The organism is Pseudonocardia zijingensis, assembly GCF_042657305.1.
Taxonomy (GTDB): domain Bacteria; phylum Actinomycetota; class Actinomycetes; order Mycobacteriales; family Pseudonocardiaceae; genus Pseudonocardia; species Pseudonocardia zijingensis.
This window is the reverse complement of record NZ_JBHSKO010000008.1, coordinates 123376-143365: the sequence shown is the minus strand read 5'-3', so window position 1 is coordinate 143365 and position 19990 is coordinate 123376. Positions and strand designations below refer to the sequence as shown.

Here is a 19990-nt window from a genome sequence, read left to right as displayed (position 1 = left end):
GCGAGCCGCTCACCGCACCGTTCGTCCCGGCGCCCACCGTCGAGGTGCTCCTCACGCGGCTCGACCCCGAGCTGCCCGCGCCTTCCTACGCGCAGCCCGGCGACGCGGGCGCCGACCTGCGGTGCACCGAGGACGTGGTGCTCGGCCCCGGTGAGCGGGCCGTCGTCGGCACGGGTGTGGCGATCGCCCTCCCGTGGGGCTACGCGGGGTTCGTCCACCCGCGGTCCGGTCTCGCCGCCCGCACCGGGCTGTCGATCGTCAACGCTCCGGGCACCGTCGACGCCGGTTACCGCGGGGAGATCCGCGTCTGCCTGATCAACACCGACCCGCGCACCGAGGTGCGACTGCGCCGGGGTGACCGGATCGCGCAGCTCGTGGTGCAGAAGGTCGAGCACGCCCGGTTCGTCGAGGTGGAGGAACTGCCCCCCTCCGACCGCGGCGCCGGCGGGTACGGCTCCACGGGCGGACATGAGCGGTTGCACGCCGAGGACGGGACGTAGTGGCACGACGCGACCGGAGCGTCCGGCCCGAGGAGACGGCCGACGGGGGCGGGCTCGCGCTCGACACCGTGCACGCGCTCCCGCCCACCGGCCCGCACGACGGCGACGCCCTCGACCCCGAGGTCACCGATGCCGCCGGGCTCGTCGACTTCGGGTCGATCCGCGTGCCCGTGCCGCCCGAGGGCACCGTCACCGTCGAGCCCACGGCCGGCGGCCGGATGCAGGCCGTGCACATCGCCCTGCCCGAGGGGCGGCTGTCGGTGAGCGCGCTCGCCGCGCCGAAGACCTCCAAGCTGTGGCCCGAGCTGGCCGGCGAGATCGACGCGTCGCTGCGCGAGGGCGGTGCGCGGGTGCGGTCGTTCTCCGGCGACTGGGGCCGCGAGCTGCACGCCACCTCGGGCGGTGCCACCTCGGTGTTCATCGGCGTCGACGGCGCCCGCTGGATGCTGTACGGCGTGGCCACCGGGCCCACCGCCGACGCGGCCCCGCTGGACGCCGAGCTGCGCCGCATGCTGCGCGGCACGGTCGTGATGCGGGGCAAGCAGCCCTACCCGGTGCGCACGATCCTGCCGCTCTCCGTGCCGGACCACCTCGCCGCCGAGGCGGCCGCGGCCTCCGCGGTCACGGCGTCGCGGAAGCGGTCGGCCGGGAAGTCGGCACCCGGGAAGGCCGCGCCGGGCAAGACGGCCCCGCCGAAGTCGGACGTCAACACCGCTGCCGCGAAGAAGGCGGCGGCGCGCAGAGCAGCAGCCCGGAAGGCGGCCGCGGCCGCGGCGGTGAAGGCGGCGGCCGAGGCGCTCGTGGAGCAGGCGGCGGAGGAGCGGGCGGCCGCCCTCGGTGCCGACGAGGGTCCCGGTGCCCCCGGCACGATCGCCACCGGCCCCGCCCCGGACGCCCCGCTTCGCGAGCAGGCGCCGTCCGCGCGGCGGGCGGCGGCCGGGGCGTGGCGCACGCGGCCTGCGAAGCCCCGACGCGAGGCGCCGCCGGTGGAGGCGCCCCCGGTCACGGAGGCCCTGCCCGCGGCCGCTGCGGACCTGCCCCCCACGGAGGCGCTGCGTCTGGTCGAGCCGGGCTCGGGCGGCCGGCGGCGGCTGCGCGACGAGCCCCCGTCCCCGCCGGTGCCGCCGGGCGGGCGGCGCCACCTGCCGGAGCCTCCGCTCGGCGAGCCGGCCCCGGGCGGGCGGCGCAGGCTGCCCGAACCAGAGGGTGCGGTGGGGGCCACGGCGCCCTGGCAGGTCACCGAGCGGGACGGCGGCCGGCGGTCTCTGAGGGAGCCGGGCGCCGCGCCGCTCGGCGGGCCCGGGCCGGTCGCGGGCGATCCGCGGGACACCGGCGTCTCCGCCTCGGGCAGGCGGCGCCTGCACGAGCCGTGGGAGCCGGGCGGGGCCGTCGCCGACACCGGGGTCTCCGGCACCGGGCGGCGGCACCTGGGGCAACCGCGCGACGAACCCCCGGCGCCGCCCCGCGAGCAGGGCGGCCGGCGGGCGCTGCGGGAGCCGTGGGACGAGACCGGTGCCGGAGTGGCCGACACGGGCCGCCGGCGCCTGTACGAGCCCCGGGACACCGGGCCGGGCCGGCGCCCGGTCGACCCGATCGAGCCGTACGGGCCGGCCGGCAGCGGTCGGTGGGACGCGGCCGCCGACGCGGGTGTCTCCGCGAGCGGTCGGCGCCGGTTGCCGGAGCCCTTGGACGAGGCTGAGCGGCCCCGCCTGCGCGAGCCGGGTTCGGCGGCGGATTCCGGTGTGTCCGCGTCGGGGCGGCGCCGGCTGCAGGAGCCTTCGGAACGGGCGGAGCGGCCCCGCGTGCGGGAGCCGTTCGGTGAGCCGGGTGCGGCGGCAGACGCCGGTGTCTCCGCCAGCCGCCGGCCGCGGTTGCCGGACCCCTGGGAGAGCGCCCAGGACCCTCGGACTCCGGCTCCCGGTGCGGCGGTGGCGGGTCGGGATCGGTTGTCGGACTCGTGGGACGCCGCCGAGGGGTCCCGGATGCGAGGGCCGGGTCCGGTCGACGCGGCTGCCGGTGTCTCCGCGAGCGGCCGGCGGCACCTGCAGGAGCCCCGGGCCGACCTGTACGGGCAGTACGGTCCGACCGGCGGCGGGCGATGGGACGTGGCCGGCGACACCGGCGTCTCCGCGAGTGGTCGGCGCCGGTTGCAGGAGCCTGCGAACGGAACGGAGCGGCCCCGCGTGCGGGAGTCGTTCGGTGAGCCGGGTCCGGCTGTGTCAGACCCCTGGGACGGCGCCGGTCCGGCGGTGGCGGATTCCGGTGTGTCGGCGTCGGGTCGGCGGCGGTCGCTGGACTCGTGGGACGGGGCCGAGGGGCCTCGGGTGCGGGAGCCCGGTTCGGCGGTGGCCGACGCCGGCATCTCCGCGAGCGGCCGGCGGCGCCTGCAGGAGCCCCGGGACGCCGATCCGGGCCCGCGTTCGCCCGAGCCGGTGGAGCTGTACGGGTTGGCCGGCAACGCCCGGTGGGACGAGGCTGCCGACGCGGGCGTCTCCGCGAGCGGCCGGCGCCGGTTGCACGAGCCTCCGAATGGTGCTGACCGGCCCCGCGTGCGGGAGCCGTTCGGTGATGCGGGTCCGGCTGTGCCGGACACCGGGATCTCCGGGACCGGCCGGCGGCGGGTGCCCGACTCCTGGGAGAGCGCCGAGGGGCCGCGGGTTCCGGGTCCGGGCGGTCGGCGGCGGCTACCGGACCCCTCGGACGTTGCCGAGGCGCCTCGGGTGCGGGAGCCGTTCGCTGGGCCGGGTTCGGCTGTGCCGGACGCCGGTGTCTCCGCGAGCGGCAGGCGGCGGTTGCAGGACCTCTCGGACCGCGCCGAGAGCCCCCGGGCTCCGGGGCCGGCGGTGGCGGACCTCGGTGTGTCGGCGTCGGGTCGGCGGCGGTTGCCGGACCCGTGGGACGGTGCCGGCGAGCCCCGGGGACGCGACGCGTTCGGTGAGCCGGGTGCGGACCGGCAGCCGACCGGGTCGTGGGACCGGCGGGGAGCGGACACCGGTCCGAACCCGCTGGAGGCCGATCGCCCGGCCGCGGACACCGGCGTCTCCGCCTCCGGCAGGCGTCGGCTGCAGGACCCGTGGGACGAGGCGGGACCGGACCCGCAGGCGCCGGGCGGGCGCCGCCGGATGCGCGAGGGCGGGCCGGAGACCCAGCCGTGGCGCTACGGACCGCTCGATGCCGGCGCCGACGCTGACGAGCACGCCGAGCGGCGCGGCCGCGGCAGGCACGCCGGGGCGGGCGACGGGTCGCCCACCGTGCGGCTGGAGGCGCTGCTGGGTGAGCTGGACCCCAACCGCCCCCGGCGGCGCCACCGCCGTTCGAGCTGATCGGCGTCGCACCCCGAGCCGGAAGTTCAGGAAAGCCACATTCAAGGCCGGAGAGGCCCTGAATGTGGCTTTCCTGAACCACGGAGGCGCGGCGCCCGGGCCTGAGCGACCGTTCGTCGCAGCCTGGGCGCGGGCCCCGGCACGGAACGGACGGAACGGTCGATCCGGGCACTCCGACGGGCCCGGACGGCGCGATCGGGCGACCGCTCGGCGTGACCCCTCGACGAAGTGGCCCGTGAGGTCTGCGGAGTGGGTTTCATGCGGGTTACGCTGGGGATGTTCCGGCCTCACATGGAGGCGCCGAGCGAGCTGGGGGAGACATGACCAGCAGCGATGGCGGTGCGTTCCGCCGCATGCTTCGCCGGCTCACCAGTGATGTCGACGAGCTCGATGCCGATGATCTCGAAGCGGGTGCGCAGAAGTCCGGCGCGCAGTGCGCGGCCGAGGCCGCGTGCGGGCAGGAGGTCACGATGCTCGGCCGGTTGCGCAGCGTAGAGTTCCGGCCACAGGACGCCGAGGCGTCGCTGGAGGCCGAGCTGTTCGACGGCACCGACGGTGTCACGTTGATCTGGCTCGGCAGGCGTCGCATCCCCGGTATCGAGCCGGGGCGCACCATGCGGGTGCGCGGGCGGCTCGCCCTTCGGGACGGGCACAAGGTCCTCTACAACCCGTTCTACGAGATCTGCCCGGCCAACACCCCCTAGGAGCACCGTGACCCGAGGCCAGCCCCCAGGTCCCCCTCCTGAGTCCCCGGCCGACGGGTCGCACCCTGACGGCGCTGCGGCGGAGCCCGCGGTGCCCAGCCTGCTCGAGCAGATGGGCGGCGTGCAGGGCGTCGTCGCCTCCACCATCCCGGTCGCGGTCTTCGTCGTGGCGAACGTGGCGTTCGGGCTGCAGGCCGCGGTGATCGCGGCGCTCTCCGCGGGCGTCGCGGTGGCGGTGTGGCGGATCGCGCGCAAGCAGCCGCTGCAGCCGGCCGTGTCGGGCCTCTTCGGCGTGGGTATCGCGGCGTTCATCGCCTACCGCACCGGTGAGGCGCGCGGCTTCTACCTCCCCGGCCTGCTGTTCAGCGCGGGGTGCGGGCTGGCGTTCCTGGTGTCGATGTTCGTGCGGTGGCCGCTCGCCGGCGTGGTGTGGCACGCGGTCAACGGCGACGGGCAGTCGTGGCGCTCCGACCGGCGGCTGCTGCGCGCCTACACCTTCGCCACCGGGCTGTGGACGCTCGTGTTCGCCGCGCGCGTGGTGGTGCAGGGCTGGCTGTACAGCGCCGACGAGGAGACGTGGCTCGGGATCGCCCGGCTGGCGATGGGTTACCCGCTCGTCGGGCTCGCGCTGCTCGGCACGGTGTGGGTCGTGCGCCGGGCCCGTCGCGAGCCCGCCTCGGCCTGACGGGCCGCACGTCAGACGCCCAGCGCGGCCCGGATGTCCTCCTCCACGGCGGAGGTGGCGACGAACAGCAGCTCGTCACCGGGTTCGAGGCCGTCGTCGGCCTGCGGCACGATCACGCGCCCGCCGCGCAGGATCACCACGAGCGCGGAGTCGACGGGCAGTTCCAGCGACTTCACCGGCCGCCCGGCGAGCGGGGTGCCGTCGGGCAGCGTGACCTCCACGAGGTTGGCCTGGCCCTGGCGCAGCGTCAGCAGCCGCACCAGGTCGCCGACCGCCACGGCCTCCTCGACGAGCGCGGCGAGCAGCCGGGGGGTGGACACGGCGACGTCCACGCCCCAGTTCTCGCTGAACAGCCACTCGTTGCGGGGGTCGTTCACCCGGGCGACCACGCGGCGCACCGCGAACTCCGTCTTGGCGAGCAGCGACACGACGAGGTTGACCTTGTCGTCGCCGGTGGCGGCGATGACGACGTCGCAGCTCTCCAGGCCGGCTTCCTCGAGGGAGGCCAGCTCGCAGGCGTCGGCGTGCACCCACTCGGCGCGCTCGACGGCCTCCGGGTCGATGTTGGCGAGCTCGCGCTCGATGAGCATCACCTGGTGGTCGTTCTCCACCAGCTCCAGAGCGATGGACCGGCCGACGGCGCCCGCCCCCGCGATCGCGATGCGCATGCCTCAGCCCTCCTGGGGTGGCGCCGCGGCCGCCGCGGTGACGTCGCTGACGGTGCCGGACACGGCGGCGACGTAGACGGTGTCCTCGGCCTGCACGGCGGTGTCCGGGCCGGGCAGCACGCCGGTGCCGAACCGCACGATGAAGGCCACCCGGCAGCCTGCGGCGGCCTCCAGTTCGGTGACGAGGTGGCCCACCCACTCCTCGTGCACCGGCAGCGGCAGGATCGCGACCGTGCCGGTGGGTTCGCGCCACGCCGAGGCCACACCGTCGGGCAGCAGCATCCGCATCAGCCGATCGGTGCTCCACGGCACCGTGGCGACGGTGGGGATGCCGAGCCGTTCGTAGACGGCGGCGCGCTTGGCGTCGTAGATGCGGGCGACCACGCGCTCCACGCCGAAGGTCTCGCGTGCCACCCGCGCCGAGATGATGTTGGAGTTGTCGCCGCTCGAGACGGCGGCGAACGCCTGGGCGCGCTCGACCCCGGCCTCCACCAGCACCTCGCGGTGGTAGCCCTCGCCGACCACCTGCTTGCCGCGGAAGTCGGGGCTCAGCCTGCGGAACGCCTGCCGGTTGCGGTCGATCACCGCGACCTCGTGGCCGAGGCGGTCGAGCCCGGCGCACAAGGCTGCGCCGACCCGCCCACATCCCATGATCACGACGTACACCGAACTGCCCTCCAGGGATCGCCGGAACGCTATCGCGTGGGCCGTCGACGCACCGCATAGGCTTTCCCCGTGTCCAGGCTCGGCGTTGCGCTCAAACGTGTGCTCGTCGGGCGGCCGCAGCGCAGCGACCGTCTGTCCCAGACCCTGCTCCCGAAGCGGATCGCGTTGCCGGTGTTCGCCTCCGACGCGATGTCCTCTGTCGCCTACGCGCCCGAGGAGATCTTCCTGACGCTCTCGGTGGCGGGGCTGTCGGCGTACGCGTTCTCGCCGTGGGTGGGGCTCGCGGTCGTGGTGGTGCTGCTCACGGTGGTCACGAGCTACCGGCAGAACGTGCAGGCCTACCCGTCGGGTGGCGGCGACTACGAGGTGGTCACGGTCAACCTGGGTCGCCGGGCCGGGCTCACCGTCGCCAGCGCCCTGCTCGTGGACTACACGCTCACCGTGGCCGTGTCGATCTCCGCGGCCGCGGCCAACGTCGGTGCGCTGGTCCCGGTGGTGGCCGACAACAGGGTGTGGTTCTCGGTGGGGGCGATCCTGCTGCTCACCGCGCTGAACCTGCGCGGCGTGCGGGAGTCGGGGGTGGCCTTCGCGGTGCCGACCTACGCCTTCATGCTCGGGATCGGCACGATGATCGTCTGGGGTCTCACCCGGATCGTCGTGCTGGGCGAGGAGTTGCGCGCGCCGAGCGCCGACCTGGAGCTGCTGGCCCACGGCGACGCGCTCACCGGGCTCGCGCTCGCGATGCTGGTGCTGCGCTCGTTCACCCAGGGCTGCGCGGCGCTCACCGGCGTGGAGGCGATCAGCAACGGGGTGCCTGCGTTCCGCAAGCCGAAGGCCCGCAACGCCGCCACCACGCTCCTGATGCTCGGCATCGTGTCGGTGCTGATGTTCTCCGGGCTCATCGCCCTGGCCTTGCTCACCGGGGTGAAGATCGCCGAGCGGCCTGCGGAGCAGATCGTGGGCGCTCCGCCGGGCTACGTGCAGGAGACGTTGGTGGCCCAGCTGGCCGAGGCGGTGTTCGACGACTTCCGGCCCGGCTTCTTCTTCGTGGTGATCTTCACGGCGCTGATCCTCGTGCTGGCCGCCAACACCGCCTACAACGGCTTCCCGGTGCTCGGGTCGATCCTGTCCCAGGACCGCTTCCTGCCCCGGCAGCTGCACACCCGCGGCGACCGGCTGGCGTTCTCCAACGGCATCCTCGTGCTGGCCGCCGTGGCGATCGTGCTGGTGGTCGGCTTCGAGGCCGAGGTCACCCGCCTGATCGCGCTCTACACGGTGGGCGTGTTCACCTCGTTCACGCTCAGCCAGGCCGGCATGCTGCGACACTGGAACCGGCTGCTCGCCACCGAGACCGACCCGGCCGCGCGCAGGCGCATGATGCGCTCGCGGGCCATCAACGGATTCGGCGCGGGGCTGACGGGCACGGTGCTGCTGGTCGTGCTCATCACCAAGTTCACGCGGGGCGCCTGGATCGCGATCGCCGCGATGTTCGTGTTCTACGTGATGATGGAGGCGATCCGGCGCCACTACGACCGGGTGGCCGTCGAGCTCGTGGCGGGGGAGACCGACGCCGTGCTGCCCTCGCGCAACCACGCGATCGTGCTGGTCTCCACGCTGCACAAACCCACGCTGCGTGCGCTCGCGTACGCCCGGGCCACCCGCCCGGACCGGTTGGAGGCGGTCACGGTCAACGTCGACGACGCCGACACCAAGCGCCTGATGCGCGAGTGGGACAAGCGCAAGCTGCCGGTGCCGCTCAAGGTGATCGAGTCGCCGTACCGGGAGATCACCAAGCCGGTGCTGGACTACGTCAAGCGGATCCGCGGCGACAACCCGCGCGACGTGGTCACCGTGTTCATCCCGGAGTACGTCGTGGGCCACTGGTGGGAGCAGATCCTGCACAACCAGAGCGCGTTGCGGCTCAAGGGGCGGCTGCTGTTCCAGCCGGGGGTGATGGTCACGAGCGTGCCGTGGCAGCTGCGTTCGTCCGAGCGGGTCGTCACCCGCAAGCGGCGCCCGGAGAACGCGCCCGGTTCGTCGCGGCGCGGCTACGAACCGGTGGCCCGCGACGACGGCGCGTCGACACCGCCGAAGGCGGGGACGGGGCCGAGGCGACCGTGAAGACCGTGAAGGAACTCGACTGGACCGACCGGGTGCTCGAGCTCGAGGTCGGCCCGGTGGCGCACGGCGGCCACTGCGTGGCCCGGCACGAGGGCCGGGTGGTGTTCGTGCGGCACGCGCTGCCGGGGGAGCGGGTGCTCGCCGTGGTGGTGGAGGACGGCGGTGGCGGGTTCTGCCGCGCCGATGTCGTGGCGGTGCGGGAGGCGGCGCCGGGCCGGGTGCAGCCGCCGTGCGCGTGGGCGCGGGCGGGTGGGTGCGGCGGCTGCGACTTCCAGCACGCCGACCCCGCCGTCACGCGCGAGCTCAAGGCGGCGGTGCTCGCCGAGCAGCTGCGCAGGCTCGCCGGGATCGAGCGGGCGGTGGAGGTCGAGGAGCTGCCCGGCGGTGCGCTCGGCTGGCGCCACCGGGTGCGGCTCGCCGTCGACGAGCTGGGCAGGCCCGGCCTGCGCGCGCACCGCAGCCACGACGTCCTGCCCATCGCCGACTGCCCGATCGCGCCGGCCGGCGTGCTGCCCCCGGTGCTGGAGCACCGGTTCACCCCCGGTGCCGAGGTCGAGGTCGTCGTCGACGCCGACGGCGCCGTGCACGTCGGGGACGGGCCGGCCGTGCAGCGGGCCGCCGGGCGGGAGTGGCTGCTGTCCCCGGGGGTGTTCTGGCAGGTCCACCCGGCGCTGGCGGACGCGCTGGCCGCGGTCGTCGCCGAGTGGGCGGCCGCGCCGGCGGGCGGCACCGCGTGGGACCTCTACGGCGGGGTGGGCCTGTTCGCGTCGGTGCTCGCGGGGCTGGTGGGCCCGGACGGGGAGGTCGTCGTGGTCGAGTCCGCGGCCCGTGCCGTGGCGGACGGGCGGGCGGCGCTGGCCGACCTGCCGCAGGTGGGCTGGCGCACCGGGCGGGTCGAGCACGTGCTCCCGGGCCTGACCGGGCGCCCGGACGTCGTCGTGGCAGACCCGCCGCGGCGCGGGCTGGGCCGCGAGCTCGTGGACGCGCTCTGCGCGCGGGAGCCGGAACGCGTGGTGCACGTGGCGTGCGATCCGGCGGCGCTGGCCCGTGACGTAGCGCTCTTCGAGGCGCGGGGCTACCGGCTCGCCGAGCTGCGCGCCTTCGACGCGTTCCCGATGACCCACCACTTCGAGAGCGTCGCGCTCCTCATGCCGTGAGCACGGGCTCGAGCGCGTGCTCACGCACGTGGTCGAGGCTGCGCCGGACGGCCCCGAGCGCCACGGCGTCCCCGCCGAGCGTGGAGGCCAGCACGTGCGGGGGCGGGTCGCCGTGGGCGGCCAGGCGTTCCTCGAGCGTGGCGAGCAGCGGGCCGCAGGACGCCGCCACCCGGCCCGCGATGATCACCCGCTCGGTGTCGACCAGGCTGGCCAGCGTGGCGATCACCCGGGCCATCCGCTCGGCGATCCGGTCCACCACGTCCGCGGCGAGGGCGTCGCCCGCGGTGGCCGCGGCGAACACGTCGGCCGCCCCGGCGCCGGTGGCCAGCGTGGACCGGGCGCCCGGCGAGGCGAGTGCGTCGCGGGCCCACTCGCGGGCGATCCGCTCGATGCCGTCGGGCGACCCGACGCCGTCGACCAGGTCGAGGAAGCGCATCTCGCCCGCCCCGCCCCGCGCGCCTCGTACGAGCCGTCCGTCCTCGACGATGCCTGCGCCGAGCCGCTCGCCCGCCAGCAGCGCCACGAAGTGCCGCACGTCGCGGCCGTGGCCGCGCCAGCCCTCGGCGAGCGCGGCGAGATTGGCGTCGTTGTCGACGATCGCCTGCCAGCCGTGCCGGGCACGCAGCCGGACGGCGAGGTCCGGGTTCATCGACTCCCAGTACGGGTTGCCCCGGAACGCCGTGCGGCCGCCGGCGTCGACGGGCGCGGGAACGCCGACGGTGACGGCCAGCACCCGCTCGGAGGGCACGCCCGCCGCGCCGAGCGCGGCCGTGATCGCGCCGGCCACGGCGGCGATCCGCTCGGCGGGGTCGCCGCGCCCGCTGCGGGGCCTGCCGCTGTGCCTGCCCAGCTCGACACCGCGCAGGTCGGTGACGAGCGCGTCGACGCGGTGCTGGTCGGCGTCGATGCCGACGACCACGCCGGCGAGCGGGTCGAAGGCGTAACGGCGGGCGGGGCGGCCCTTGCGGTAGCCGCCGTGCTCGCGCTGGTTGGCGATCTCGCGTACCCAGCCGCGGGCGATGAGCTCCTCGCAGACGTCGTGGACGGTGGCGCGCGACAGGCCGGTGGCGGCCATCAGGTCGGAGCCGGTGACCGGCGGCGATTGCCACATGTGGTGCAGCACGAGCCGGGCGCTCGCCTCCCGCACCATCCGCGAGGACGGCGCGGTCGTCCGCTGCGGCTCCACCGGCCCAGCCTAGGTTCGGGCCGGCTGCGGGCCGAGCGCACGCAGCGCGAGGTCGGTGACGGTGTCGGCGTAGGCCTCGGTGAGCGGGGCGGTGCGCAGCAGCCACCGGTGGTAGAGCGGTCCGACGAGCAGCTCGACGGCCACGGCGAGGTCCAGGTCGGCGCGCAGCTGGCCGGCGTCCTGGGCGGCGCGCAGGCGGTCGGCGATGGCCCGCATCTGCGGCGCGAGGATCCGGTCGCGAGCGGTGTCGGCGAGCTCGACGTCCTCCTGCATCTCGATCATCAGGGCGCGCGAGACCCCCGAGAGGTCCGGATCGGCGAGCTCGGCGACGATCGCGCGGACGACGCCGCGCAGGTCGGCGGCGACATCGCCGGTGTCGGGCAGCGAGAGGTCGTCCGGGTCCTCGTTCACCGCGGCGAGGAAGCCGTCGAGCACCACGGCGCCCTTCGACGGCCACCACCGGTAGATCGTCTGCTTGCCGACGCCCGCGCGGGCGGCGATCGCCTCGATCGTCAGCTTCCGGTAGCCGACCTCGCGCAGCAGGTCCACGGCCGCGGTGAGGATCGCCTGGCGCGAGCGCTCGCTGCGCCGGGAGGGGTCAGGTGGCACGGGTCGATCATAGGGGTCAACGAGACGAGACGCACCGTCTTGACAGAGGCGCGACAATCCTGCATGCTCAGATCGGCGAGACGAACCGTCTCGTCACGGTACGACGAGAGGGGCCCGATGGCGCACATCGCCATGGTCAGCATCCCGGCACCCGGGCACGTCAACCCCAGCCTGGAGCTGATCCGGGAGCTGGTGGCGCGCGGCCACCGCGTCACCTACGCCAACGACGCGGCGTGGGCCGACACCGTGCGCGAGGTCGGAGCCGAGCTCGTGCCGTACCGGTCGACGCTGCCGTTCCACCAGGAGGAGGCCTGGGACGGCGACGCCATCGACGCGCTGCGGCTCTTCCTCGACGACGCGATCGCGATGCTCCCGCAGCTGCGTGCGGCGTACGAGCACGACCGGCCCGACCTGTTCCTCTACGACATCGCAGGCGGACCCGCCCGCATCCTCGGTGCGCAGTGGGGCGTCCCGACCGTGCAGCTCTCGCCCACCTACGTGGCCTGGAAGGGCTACGAGGACGACATGCGGGCGATGACCGACGAGTGGAAGGCCGACCCGCGCGGGGCCGACTACTACCGCACGCTGCTGGACTGGCTCACCGAGAACGGGGTGCCGGCCGACGAGACGTGGATGGGGCGGCCCGAGCGCGGCCTCGTGCTGATCCCGCGGGTGCTGCAGCCCAACGCCGACCGCGTGGGCCCGGAGTTCACGTTCGTGGGCCCGTGCCTCGCCCCGCGCCCGGCGCAGGGGGAGTGGGCCCGGCCCGCGGACGCGGAGAAGGTGCTCCTGGTGTCGCTCGGTTCGGCGTTCACCGATCAGCCGGACTTCTACCGCCGCTGCGTCGCCGCCTTCGGCGACCTGCCCGGCTGGCACGTCGTCCTGCAGATCGGCAAGCACGTCGACCCGGCCGTGCTCGGGGACGTCCCGGCGTCGGTGGAACTGCACCCCTGGGTGCCGCAGCTGGCCATCCTCGAGCAGGCCGACGCGTTCCTCACCCACGCCGGGATGGGCGGCTCGGTCGAGGGGCTGTGGACGGGCACGCCGATGATCGCGGCCCCGCAGGCCGTGGACCAGTTCGGCAACGCCGACGCGCTCGTGGCGGCCGGGGTGGCCCGGCGCGTCGACTCCGACACGGTCACCGCCGAGGAGCTGCGTGCCGCGCTGCTGGAGCTCACCGGCTCGGCCGAGGTGGCCGCGCGCTGCGCGGAGATCCGCCGGGAGCTGCGCGAGGAGGGCGGCACGGCGGGCGCGGCGGACCTGGTGGAGCGTGAGCTCGGCTGAGGACCCACCCCTCGGCGCGGCGCCGCGGGCCTACCGGGACGATGTGCGGGTGACCAGCACGTCGCTCTCGACCCCGCAGCAGTCCGGGCCGCCCGCGCCCCACTCGATCCCGAACCGCATCGCCGACGAGCTCGGCGTGCGACCGCACCAGGTGACGGCCGCGGTCGACCTGCTGGACGGTGGCGCCACGGTGCCGTTCATCGCCCGGTACCGCAAGGAGGCCACCGGCGCCCTCGACGACGCCCAGCTGCGCACGCTCGAGGAGCGGTTGCGCTACCTGCGCGAGCTGGAGGAGCGGCGCACCGTCGTCCTCGAGGAGATCCGCAAGCAGGGCAAGCTGGACGAGGCCCTCGAGGCGCGGATCCTGGCCGCGGAGTCGAAGGCGCGGCTGGAGGACATCTACCTGCCCTACAAGCCGAAGCGCCGCACCAAGGCGATGATCGCGCGGGAGAACGGCCTCGAGCCGCTCGCCGACACGCTGCTCGCCGACCCGGCGCAGGACCCGGACGCGGTCGCGGAGGGGTACCTGAACGAGCAGGTCGCCGACGTCGCGGCCGCGCTGGAGGGCGCCCGCGCGATCCTCGTCGAGCGGTTCGCGGAGGACGCCGACCTCATCGGCGGGCTGCGCGAGCGGATGTGGACGCGCGGGCGGCTCGTCACGAAGGTCCGGGAGGGGAAGGAGACGGAGGGCGCGAAGTTCGCCGACTACTTCGACTTCTCCGAGCCGTTCACGAAGCTGCCCAGCCACCGGATCCTCGCGGCGTTCCGCGGGGAGAAGGAGGAGGTGCTCGACGTCGCGCTGGAGCCCGACACCGAGCCGGCGGAGCCGGGCGTCGTCACCGACTACGAGCGCACGATCGCCGCGGCCTTCGGCATCGCCGACCAGGGCCGGCCCGCCGACAAGTGGCTCTCCGACACGGTGCGGTGGGCATGGCGCACCCGGATCCTCATGCACCTGTCGATCGACATCCGGGTGCGGCTTCGCACGGTGGCCGAGGAGGGCGCCATCGGCGTCTTCGCCGCCAACCTGCGTGACCTGCTGCTCGCGGCGCCCGCGGGCACCCGCACGACGATGGGCCTCGACCCTGGCCTGCGCACCGGCGTGAAGGTCGCGATCGTCGACGCCACCGGCAAGGTCGTCGCCACCGACACGATCTACCCGCACGCCCCGCGCAACGACTGGGAGGGCGCGCTCGCGAAGCTCACGAAGCTGGCCACCGCCCACGACGTCGAGCTGATCGCGATCGGCAACGGCACCGCGTCGCGCGAGACCGACAAGCTCGCGGGTGAGCTGGTGTCCCGCAACCCCGGGCTCAAGCTCACCAAGGTGATGGTCAGCGAAGCCGGGGCATCGGTGTACTCGGCGTCGGCGTTCGCCTCGGCCGAGCTGCCGGAGCTCGACGTGTCGCTGCGCGGCGCGGTCTCGATCGCCCGGCGGCTCCAGGACCCGCTCGCCGAGCTGGTGAAGATCGACCCGAAGTCGATCGGTGTGGGCCAGTACCAGCACGACCTCGCCGAGTCGGCGCTGAGCCGCTCGCTGGACGCCGTGGTCGAGGACTGCGTGAACGCGGTCGGCGTCGACGTCAACACCGCGTCGGTGCCGCTGCTGCGCCGCGTCTCGGGCATCACCGAGGGCCTCGCCACCCAGATCGTGCAGCACCGCGACGCCAACGGCCCGTTCCGCACCCGCACCGCCCTCGCGGACGTCCCGCGGCTCGGCCCGAAGGCGTTCGAGCAGTGCGCGGGCTTCCTGCGCATCCGCGGCGGCGAGAACCCGCTCGACGTCTCCGGCGTGCACCCGGAGTCCTACCCGGTCGTGCACCGGATCCTGGACCGCGCGAAGACCGACATCGGGTCGCTGATCGGCAACACCCAGAAGATCAAGTCGCTCAAGCCGCACGAGTTCGTCGACGCGCAGTTCGGGCTGCCCACCGTCACCGACATCCTCGCCGAGCTGGAGAAGCCCGGCCGCGACCCGCGCCCGGCGTTCCGCACCGCCACGTTCGCCGAGGGGGTCCACAAGGTCTCGGACCTGAAGCCGGGCATGCTGCTGGAGGGCGTGGTCACCAACGTGGCCGCCTTCGGCGCGTTCGTCGACGTCGGCGTGCACCAGGACGGCCTCGTGCACGTCTCGGCGATGTCGAACCAGTTCGTGTCCGACCCGCGCGACGTCGTGAAGTCCGGCGACGTGGTGCGCGTCAAGGTCCTCGAGGTCGACGAGGCGCGCAAGCGCATCTCGCTCACGCTGCGCCTCGACGACGAGCCGGGCGCGGGGAAGAACCGCGGCGGGCCGCGCGAGGACCGCAAGGGTGCCCCGCGCGACCGCAAGGGCGGCGGCGGGCAGCAGCGCGCCCAGAACCAGCGGGGCGGGGACAGCCGTGGTGGGGACAAGCGTGGTGGGGACAAGCGCGGTGGGGACAAGCGCGGTGGGGACAGGCGGGGCGGCGGCCAGCGCCAGGGCGCCCCGGCCCCGACGAACAGCGCGATGGCTGACGCCCTGCGCCGGGCCGGCTTGACCCGCTAGGGGACGAGCGAATGCCAGCAAGGTGGCTTTACTGGCGTAATACGCCAGTAGAGCCACCTTGCTGGCGCGCCGAAGCAGCGAGTGGCCTCAGCCGCCCCAGATGTCCTCCACGAATCGACCGGCGCCGCGCAGGCCCGTGAGCCAGGCGGCGGCGTCGGCCTCGCTCGTGCCGGTCCGGTCGCGGAAGATCTTGTGGAGCGCGTCCCGCGTGGCCGGCGCCATGGTGTTGGCGTTGCCGCACACCAGCACCACGCCGTCGGCCTGCAGGAGCTCCCACACCTCGTCGGCGCTGTCGAGGATCGCGTCCTGCACGTAGCGGCAGCGCGCGTCGGAGCGGGAGAACGCGTTCTCCACCCGCACGACGCCCCGCTCCTCGTAGCCTCGCAGTTCGTCGGCGTAGAGGTAGTCGCTGTCGGGGTGGCGGCAGCCGAAGAACAGCAGCGAGCGGGCCACGGGCACGCCCTGGGCCTGCTGCGCCGCCCGTTCCTGTAGGAACCCCCGGAACGGGGCGAGCCCGGTCCCCGCCCCGACCATGATCATCGGGACGTGCGGGTTGTCCGGCGGCCGGAACGGGATCGTGGGCTTGCGCACGAACACGAACAGCGTGCCGTCCTCGGGCACGAGCGGCAGGTAGCCGGAGCAGACGCCGGTGAACGTGCCCACCCCGGACCGCGCGGGGCCGCGCAGCACCCCGGCGGTGATGCTGCAGGCACCCGGGCCCACCAGCGGTGACGACGAGATCGAGTAGTAGCGCGGGCGCAGCGGCGGCAGCATCTCGAGGAACACCTCGAACGGCACGGCGCAGGCCGGGAACTCCTCGAGCAGGTCCAGCACCGAGCGGTTGGCCCGCCCCACCTGCTCGGCGTACCGGGCGCGCGACGCGTCGTCGTCCCCGATGAGGGACTCGAGCAGCTCCTTCTGGCCCGGGTCGTCGGTGTGGCGGGCGAGGATGGCGATGTTCGACCGTGTGGCCGTGTCCTGCAGCTCCACGCAGCAGCCCAGCACGCCCAGCAGCGGCGTGGGCTCGTCGATCGGCAGGTGGGTGGGCCCGCCCCGGCGCGGGATGATCGTCGCGTACTGCCCCGCGTCGAGGCCGAAGCGCCGCATCACGCGGCTGATCTGGTCGATGCTGTTGCGCGGCAGCACGCCCAGGTGGTCGCCTGCGGCATAGCTGGTGTCGGCGGGCAGCGCGATCTCGATGTGCCGGGTGGACCGCTCGGGCGGCTTGCCGTTGCTGCCTGCGATCAGCTCGCGGTTGGCCGTGACCCGGGCCGGCCGGGCCTGGTAGGAGACGATCACCGGGTTGGTCAGCTGCCGGTTGGTGAGCGTGACCGACAGCTGCGGCCCGGTGTCGACCGCGGCGCCGACCTCGGCCGGCAGCCCCATCGCCGCCGCGAGATCCGGCCACAGGCCGGCGTGCCAGTCGCGGTACGCCGCGTCGAAGTCCCCGGCGGCGTCGCCCGCCCCGCGCGGGTGCACCCGCCGCCCGCCGTGCGCCTCGAGCTCGGTGTCGAGCAGCGTGGGCACGGCCTGGTAGGTGCTCGCCCACTCGGTGCTGCCGCACCCGAACACCGTGTAGGCCACGCCGTCGGCGGCCTTCGGGTCGGCCGCGGCGATCCACCGGCAGAACGCAGCGGCGTTGTCGGGCGGCGTGCCGTTGTACGACGACGACACGACGATCGCGGCACTGTCGGGCAGGTCGTCGACGTGGTCGTCGAGCGCGCCGAGCGTGACGCTGAAGCCGCGTTCGGTGCCCTCCTGGGCGAGCTGCGTGGCGATGGACTCGGCAGCGCCGAGGTTGGAGCCGAACAGCACCGACAGCGGGGTGCCGTGGGCGGCGACGAGCGGTGCGCCCGTGTCCTGTGGGAGCGCTCGGGCCGGCGCCTCGGTCGCCGGCGCCGGCGCCGCGGCGTCGAGCTGGAAGCCGGCGCGCGGCCGGACCTGGATCCGGAACGCGTCGGGCTTGATCGTCAGCGTCGTCTTCGTCTTCAGCTGGTAGTCGAGGTGGTCGACGAAGTCGAAGCGCTGCACGAGCATGCCGAGCACGAGCGTGGCCTCCTGCAGCGCGAACTGCCTGCCGATGCAGGCGCGCTGCCCCGTGCCGAACGGCTTGTAGGCGTTCGGCGGCAGCGCCGCGACGCGCTCGGCTGCCATGTGGTCGGGGTTGAACTCGGCGGCGTCGGGCCCCCACACGGACGTCTGCCGGTGCAGCGCCTGGATCAGCACGGTGACCGGGGTGCGGGCGGGGATCGCGTAGCGTCCGCCGATCACGGTGTCCTCGAACGGGTAGCGGGTGAACCCCGGCGCCGTCGGCCACAGCCGCAGCGCCTCGTCGAGCACCTGGCGGACGTAGCGCAAGCGGTGCACCTGCTCGAACGTCGGCGTCGCCGTGCTGCCGAACACCTCGTCGACCTCGGCCCGGGCCCGCGCCATGACCTCGGGGTTCTTCAGCAGGTAGTAGATGGCGAACGACAGCAGGCCCGACGTCGTCTCGTGCCCGGCGATGAGGAACGTGACGCACTGGGCACGGATGTTGTCATCGGGCAGCTGCTCGCCGGTCTGCTTGTCGACACCGGTGACCATGCGCCCGAGCAGGTCGGAGTTGTCGGCGGCGTCGCCCTGCGCGCGCCGCTCCTCCACCAGCTTGCCGACCAGGCCGTCCATGAACGCCTGGTCCGCCTCCACCTGCCGCTGCGCGCGGATGTCGAGGCGGTTGCGGATCGGCAACCTCCGGGCCTGCGCCTGCGCCGCCACCAGCGTCCGCACCATCGCCTCGACGAACGGGTGCGGCGTCTCGCGGTAGAACGAGTTGAACCGGTACCCGAACCCGCAGAGCGCGATCGTGTCGAGCGTCAGCCGGGTCATGTCCGCGGGCACGTCGACGTCCTCGTCCGGGTTGAGCCGCGACCACTTCTCCACGAGCTGCTCGGCGACGTCGAGCATCTTCGGCACGTAGTCGCGCATCGACTGCAGGCTGAACGGCGCCATCAGGATGTTGTGGGCGCGGTGCCACAGCGGGTCGTCGGTGTCGGCGGTGAAGAGCCCGACGCTGAGCGCGCTCCCGCGCAGGTTCGACAGCCCGCCGCTGACGAGCTTGTCGAACCGGGCGTCGTCGCACACCTCGTCGACGAGGTCGGGGCCGGACACGAGCAGCCGCGTCCCGCTGGGCATCGTGATCCGGTAGATCGGCCCGTACTCCTCGGCCATCTGGGCCAGGTGCTCCAACGGGTGGTGCACGTCGATGTCGAAGACGTTCCCCACGAGCGGCAGACCCCGCGGTCCGGGGAGTTCGTCGATGCCGATGGGCGCGTTCATGGGTGACCTCCCTTGTCGCTGGGGTTCCAGCGGGATCGAGGGGGCACCGGCGCGCTGGGGACGCGTCGTCCCCCGCCGTTCCTAGGACGGGGGCGGTTTCGGGTCAACGGCCCGCCGGGGAAGTTGCGCCGTCGGGCGGCGGGCGGGTGGCGACGGACGTCGCAGCGGGGCGGCCCGACTGCCGGGCGGCGGTCGCGCGGGCGGCTGCGCGCATGCGGGTCGGGATCGCGGGTAGTGAAGCGGTATGGCGAGCATCGGCTACTTCCTGTCCTGCGAGCAGTTCGGCCCGAAGGAGCTCATCGACCAGGCCAAGCGCGCCGAGGCGGCGGGGTTCGAGCGGCTCTGGATCTCCGACCACTTCCACCCCTGGAACGACGAGCAGGGCCAGAGCCCCTTCGTGTGGGGTGTGATCGGCGCGTTGTCGGAGGCGGCGTCACTGCCCGTCACGACGGCGGTGACCTGCCCGACGTTCCGCATCCACCCCGCGATCATCGCCCAGGCCGCCGCGACGGCCGCCGTGCAGCTGAACGGGAGGTTCGTGCTCGGCGTCGGCAGCGGCGAGGCGCTCAACGAGCACGTGCTGGCCGACCACTGGCCCTCCGTCGGCGTGCGGCTGGAGATGCTGGAGGAGGCGGTCGAGCTGATCCGGAAGCTGCACGCGGGCGAGGAGATCAGCTTCCACGGCACCTATTACGAGGTGCAGGAGGCGCGGATCTACACCCTGCCCGCCGAGACCGTGCCGATCTACGTGTCCGGGTTCGGCCCGCAGGCCACCGAGCTGGCCGGCCGCATCGGCGACGGCTACATCACGACGACGCCCGACGCCGACCTCATCCGGGTGTTCCGGGAAGCGGGTGGTGAGGGCAAGCCGGTTCAGGCGGGCACCAAGGTGTGCTGGGACCGCGACGCCGAGCGCGCCCTCGACATCGCCCACCGCACCTGGGGCAACCAGGGCCTGCCCGGCCAGCTCGCCCAGACGCTTCCCCGGCCGCGCGACTTCATGGACGCCCAGACGCTCGTCCCCCGCGAGAGCACGGCGAAGGCCGTGGCGTGCGGCGACGACGTCGACGCGCAGGTGGCGCAGGCGCGCTCGTACCTGGAGGCCGGGGTCGACGAGCTCTACGTCTCCCAGATGGGCCACGACATGGAGGGATTCTTCACCGCGTGGGAGAAGGACGTGCTCCCGGCGCTGCGCTGAGGGCCCCCGGTTCCGGCGTGACCGCGATCACCTGGGACTATGTGTGATCG

Annotated in this window: 14 protein-coding genes; 9 read left to right on the top strand and 5 right to left on the bottom strand. The window is 74.3% G+C overall.

What is annotated here, in order from left to right; translation table 11 throughout:
* Window positions 1-44 precede the first annotated feature (44 nt).
* The 4 genes from dut (at window position 45) to ACFPL3_RS18325 (ending at window position 5212) form a co-directional block, all read left to right on the top strand.
* Window positions 45-500 (top strand): dUTP diphosphatase, encoded by a 456-nt coding sequence (gene dut, locus ACFPL3_RS18340; RefSeq protein ID WP_343938847.1) that lies wholly within the window; start codon window positions 45-47, stop codon window positions 498-500.
* Entirely contained in the window at window positions 500-3823 is a 3324-nt protein-coding gene (locus ACFPL3_RS18335; protein ID WP_379589393.1) for a DUF3710 domain-containing protein, read from the top strand. Before dut ends, ACFPL3_RS18335 begins: the two co-directional genes overlap by 1 nt.
* Window positions 3824-4143: 320 nt before the next feature.
* Window positions 4144-4527, top strand: coding sequence for an OB-fold nucleic acid binding domain-containing protein (locus ACFPL3_RS18330; RefSeq protein ID WP_343945592.1), 384 nt, complete (start codon window positions 4144-4146; stop codon window positions 4525-4527).
* A gap of 91 nt (window positions 4528-4618) precedes the next feature.
* Window positions 4619-5212: a DUF3159 domain-containing protein gene (locus ACFPL3_RS18325; RefSeq protein WP_343945593.1), complete on the top strand. Its 594-nt coding sequence runs from the start codon at window positions 4619-4621 to the stop codon at window positions 5210-5212.
* A gap of 11 nt (window positions 5213-5223) precedes the next feature.
* Here the strand turns inward: ACFPL3_RS18325 and ACFPL3_RS18320 are convergent, their stop codons facing one another.
* Both ACFPL3_RS18320 and ACFPL3_RS18315 read right to left on the bottom strand, forming a co-directional pair.
* Window positions 5224-5880 carry a potassium channel family protein gene (locus ACFPL3_RS18320; protein WP_343945594.1) on the bottom strand — a complete coding sequence of 219 codons (657 nt, stop codon included), beginning with the start codon at window positions 5878-5880 and terminating at the stop codon, window positions 5224-5226.
* A gap of 3 nt (window positions 5881-5883) precedes the next feature.
* A complete protein-coding gene (locus ACFPL3_RS18315; protein ID WP_343945595.1) occupies window positions 5884-6546 on the bottom strand; it encodes a potassium channel family protein in 663 nt (220 codons plus the stop codon).
* A gap of 69 nt (window positions 6547-6615) precedes the next feature.
* On the opposite strand from ACFPL3_RS18315, the gene ACFPL3_RS18310 reads away from it, so the two are divergent.
* Both ACFPL3_RS18310 and ACFPL3_RS18305 read left to right on the top strand, forming a co-directional pair.
* Window positions 6616-8667 carry an APC family permease gene (locus ACFPL3_RS18310; RefSeq protein ID WP_343945596.1) on the top strand — a complete coding sequence of 684 codons (2052 nt, stop codon included), beginning with the start codon at window positions 6616-6618 and terminating at the stop codon, window positions 8665-8667.
* A complete protein-coding gene (locus tag ACFPL3_RS18305; RefSeq protein WP_379589390.1) occupies window positions 8664-9824 on the top strand; it encodes a class I SAM-dependent RNA methyltransferase in 1161 nt (386 codons plus the stop codon). The genes ACFPL3_RS18310 and ACFPL3_RS18305 overlap by 4 nt, the downstream gene beginning before the upstream one ends.
* On the opposite strand, the gene ACFPL3_RS18300 is transcribed toward ACFPL3_RS18305, so the two are convergent.
* Window positions 9814-11010, bottom strand: coding sequence for an ROK family transcriptional regulator (locus tag ACFPL3_RS18300; RefSeq protein ID WP_343945598.1), 1197 nt, complete (start codon window positions 11008-11010; stop codon window positions 9814-9816). The two genes, ACFPL3_RS18305 and ACFPL3_RS18300, sit on opposite strands and share 11 nt — an antisense overlap.
* Before the next feature lie 9 nt (window positions 11011-11019).
* The gene (locus tag ACFPL3_RS18295; protein WP_343945599.1) at window positions 11020-11619 is read right to left on the bottom strand and encodes a TetR/AcrR family transcriptional regulator; all 600 of its coding nucleotides are present in this window, start codon (window positions 11617-11619) and stop codon (window positions 11020-11022) included.
* Between the two features lie 63 nt (window positions 11620-11682).
* Between ACFPL3_RS18295 and ACFPL3_RS18290 the strand changes: the two genes are divergently transcribed.
* Entirely contained in the window at window positions 11683-12903 is a 1221-nt protein-coding gene (locus ACFPL3_RS18290; RefSeq protein ID WP_425564229.1) for a macrolide family glycosyltransferase, read from the top strand.
* Window positions 12904-12952: 49 nt separating this feature from the next.
* Window positions 12953-15427, top strand: a complete 2475-nt coding sequence (locus ACFPL3_RS18285; RefSeq protein ID WP_379589388.1) for a Tex family protein — start codon at window positions 12953-12955, stop codon at window positions 15425-15427.
* 87 nt (window positions 15428-15514) lie between these two features.
* Here the strand turns inward: ACFPL3_RS18285 and ACFPL3_RS18280 are convergent, their stop codons facing one another.
* Window positions 15515-18742, bottom strand: a complete 3228-nt coding sequence (locus ACFPL3_RS18280; RefSeq protein WP_343945601.1) for a bifunctional cytochrome P450/NADPH--P450 reductase — start codon at window positions 18740-18742, stop codon at window positions 15515-15517.
* Between the two features lie 244 nt (window positions 18743-18986).
* On the opposite strand from ACFPL3_RS18280, the gene ACFPL3_RS18275 reads away from it, so the two are divergent.
* The gene (locus tag ACFPL3_RS18275; protein ID WP_343945602.1) at window positions 18987-19940 is read left to right on the top strand and encodes a TIGR03557 family F420-dependent LLM class oxidoreductase; all 954 of its coding nucleotides are present in this window, start codon (window positions 18987-18989) and stop codon (window positions 19938-19940) included.
* The last annotated feature ends 50 nt before the right edge of the window (window positions 19941-19990 follow it).

Excerpts from the sequence above, each read along its gene's own strand:
- ACFPL3_RS18290 (WP_425564229.1), top strand. The coding sequence starts at position 11,683 with ATGCTCAGATCGGCGAGACGAACCGTCTCGTCACGGTACGACGAGAGG.
- ACFPL3_RS18320 (WP_343945594.1), bottom strand. The coding sequence starts at position 5,880 with ATGCGCATCGCGATCGCGGGGGCGGGCGCCGTCGGCCGGTCCATCGCT.
- ACFPL3_RS18280 (WP_343945601.1), bottom strand. The coding sequence starts at position 18,742 with ATGAACGCGCCCATCGGCATCGACGAACTCCCCGGACCGCGGGGTCTG.
- ACFPL3_RS18275 (WP_343945602.1), top strand. The coding sequence starts at position 18,987 with ATGGCGAGCATCGGCTACTTCCTGTCCTGCGAGCAGTTCGGCCCGAAG.
- ACFPL3_RS18330 (WP_343945592.1), top strand. The coding sequence starts at position 4,144 with ATGACCAGCAGCGATGGCGGTGCGTTCCGCCGCATGCTTCGCCGGCTC.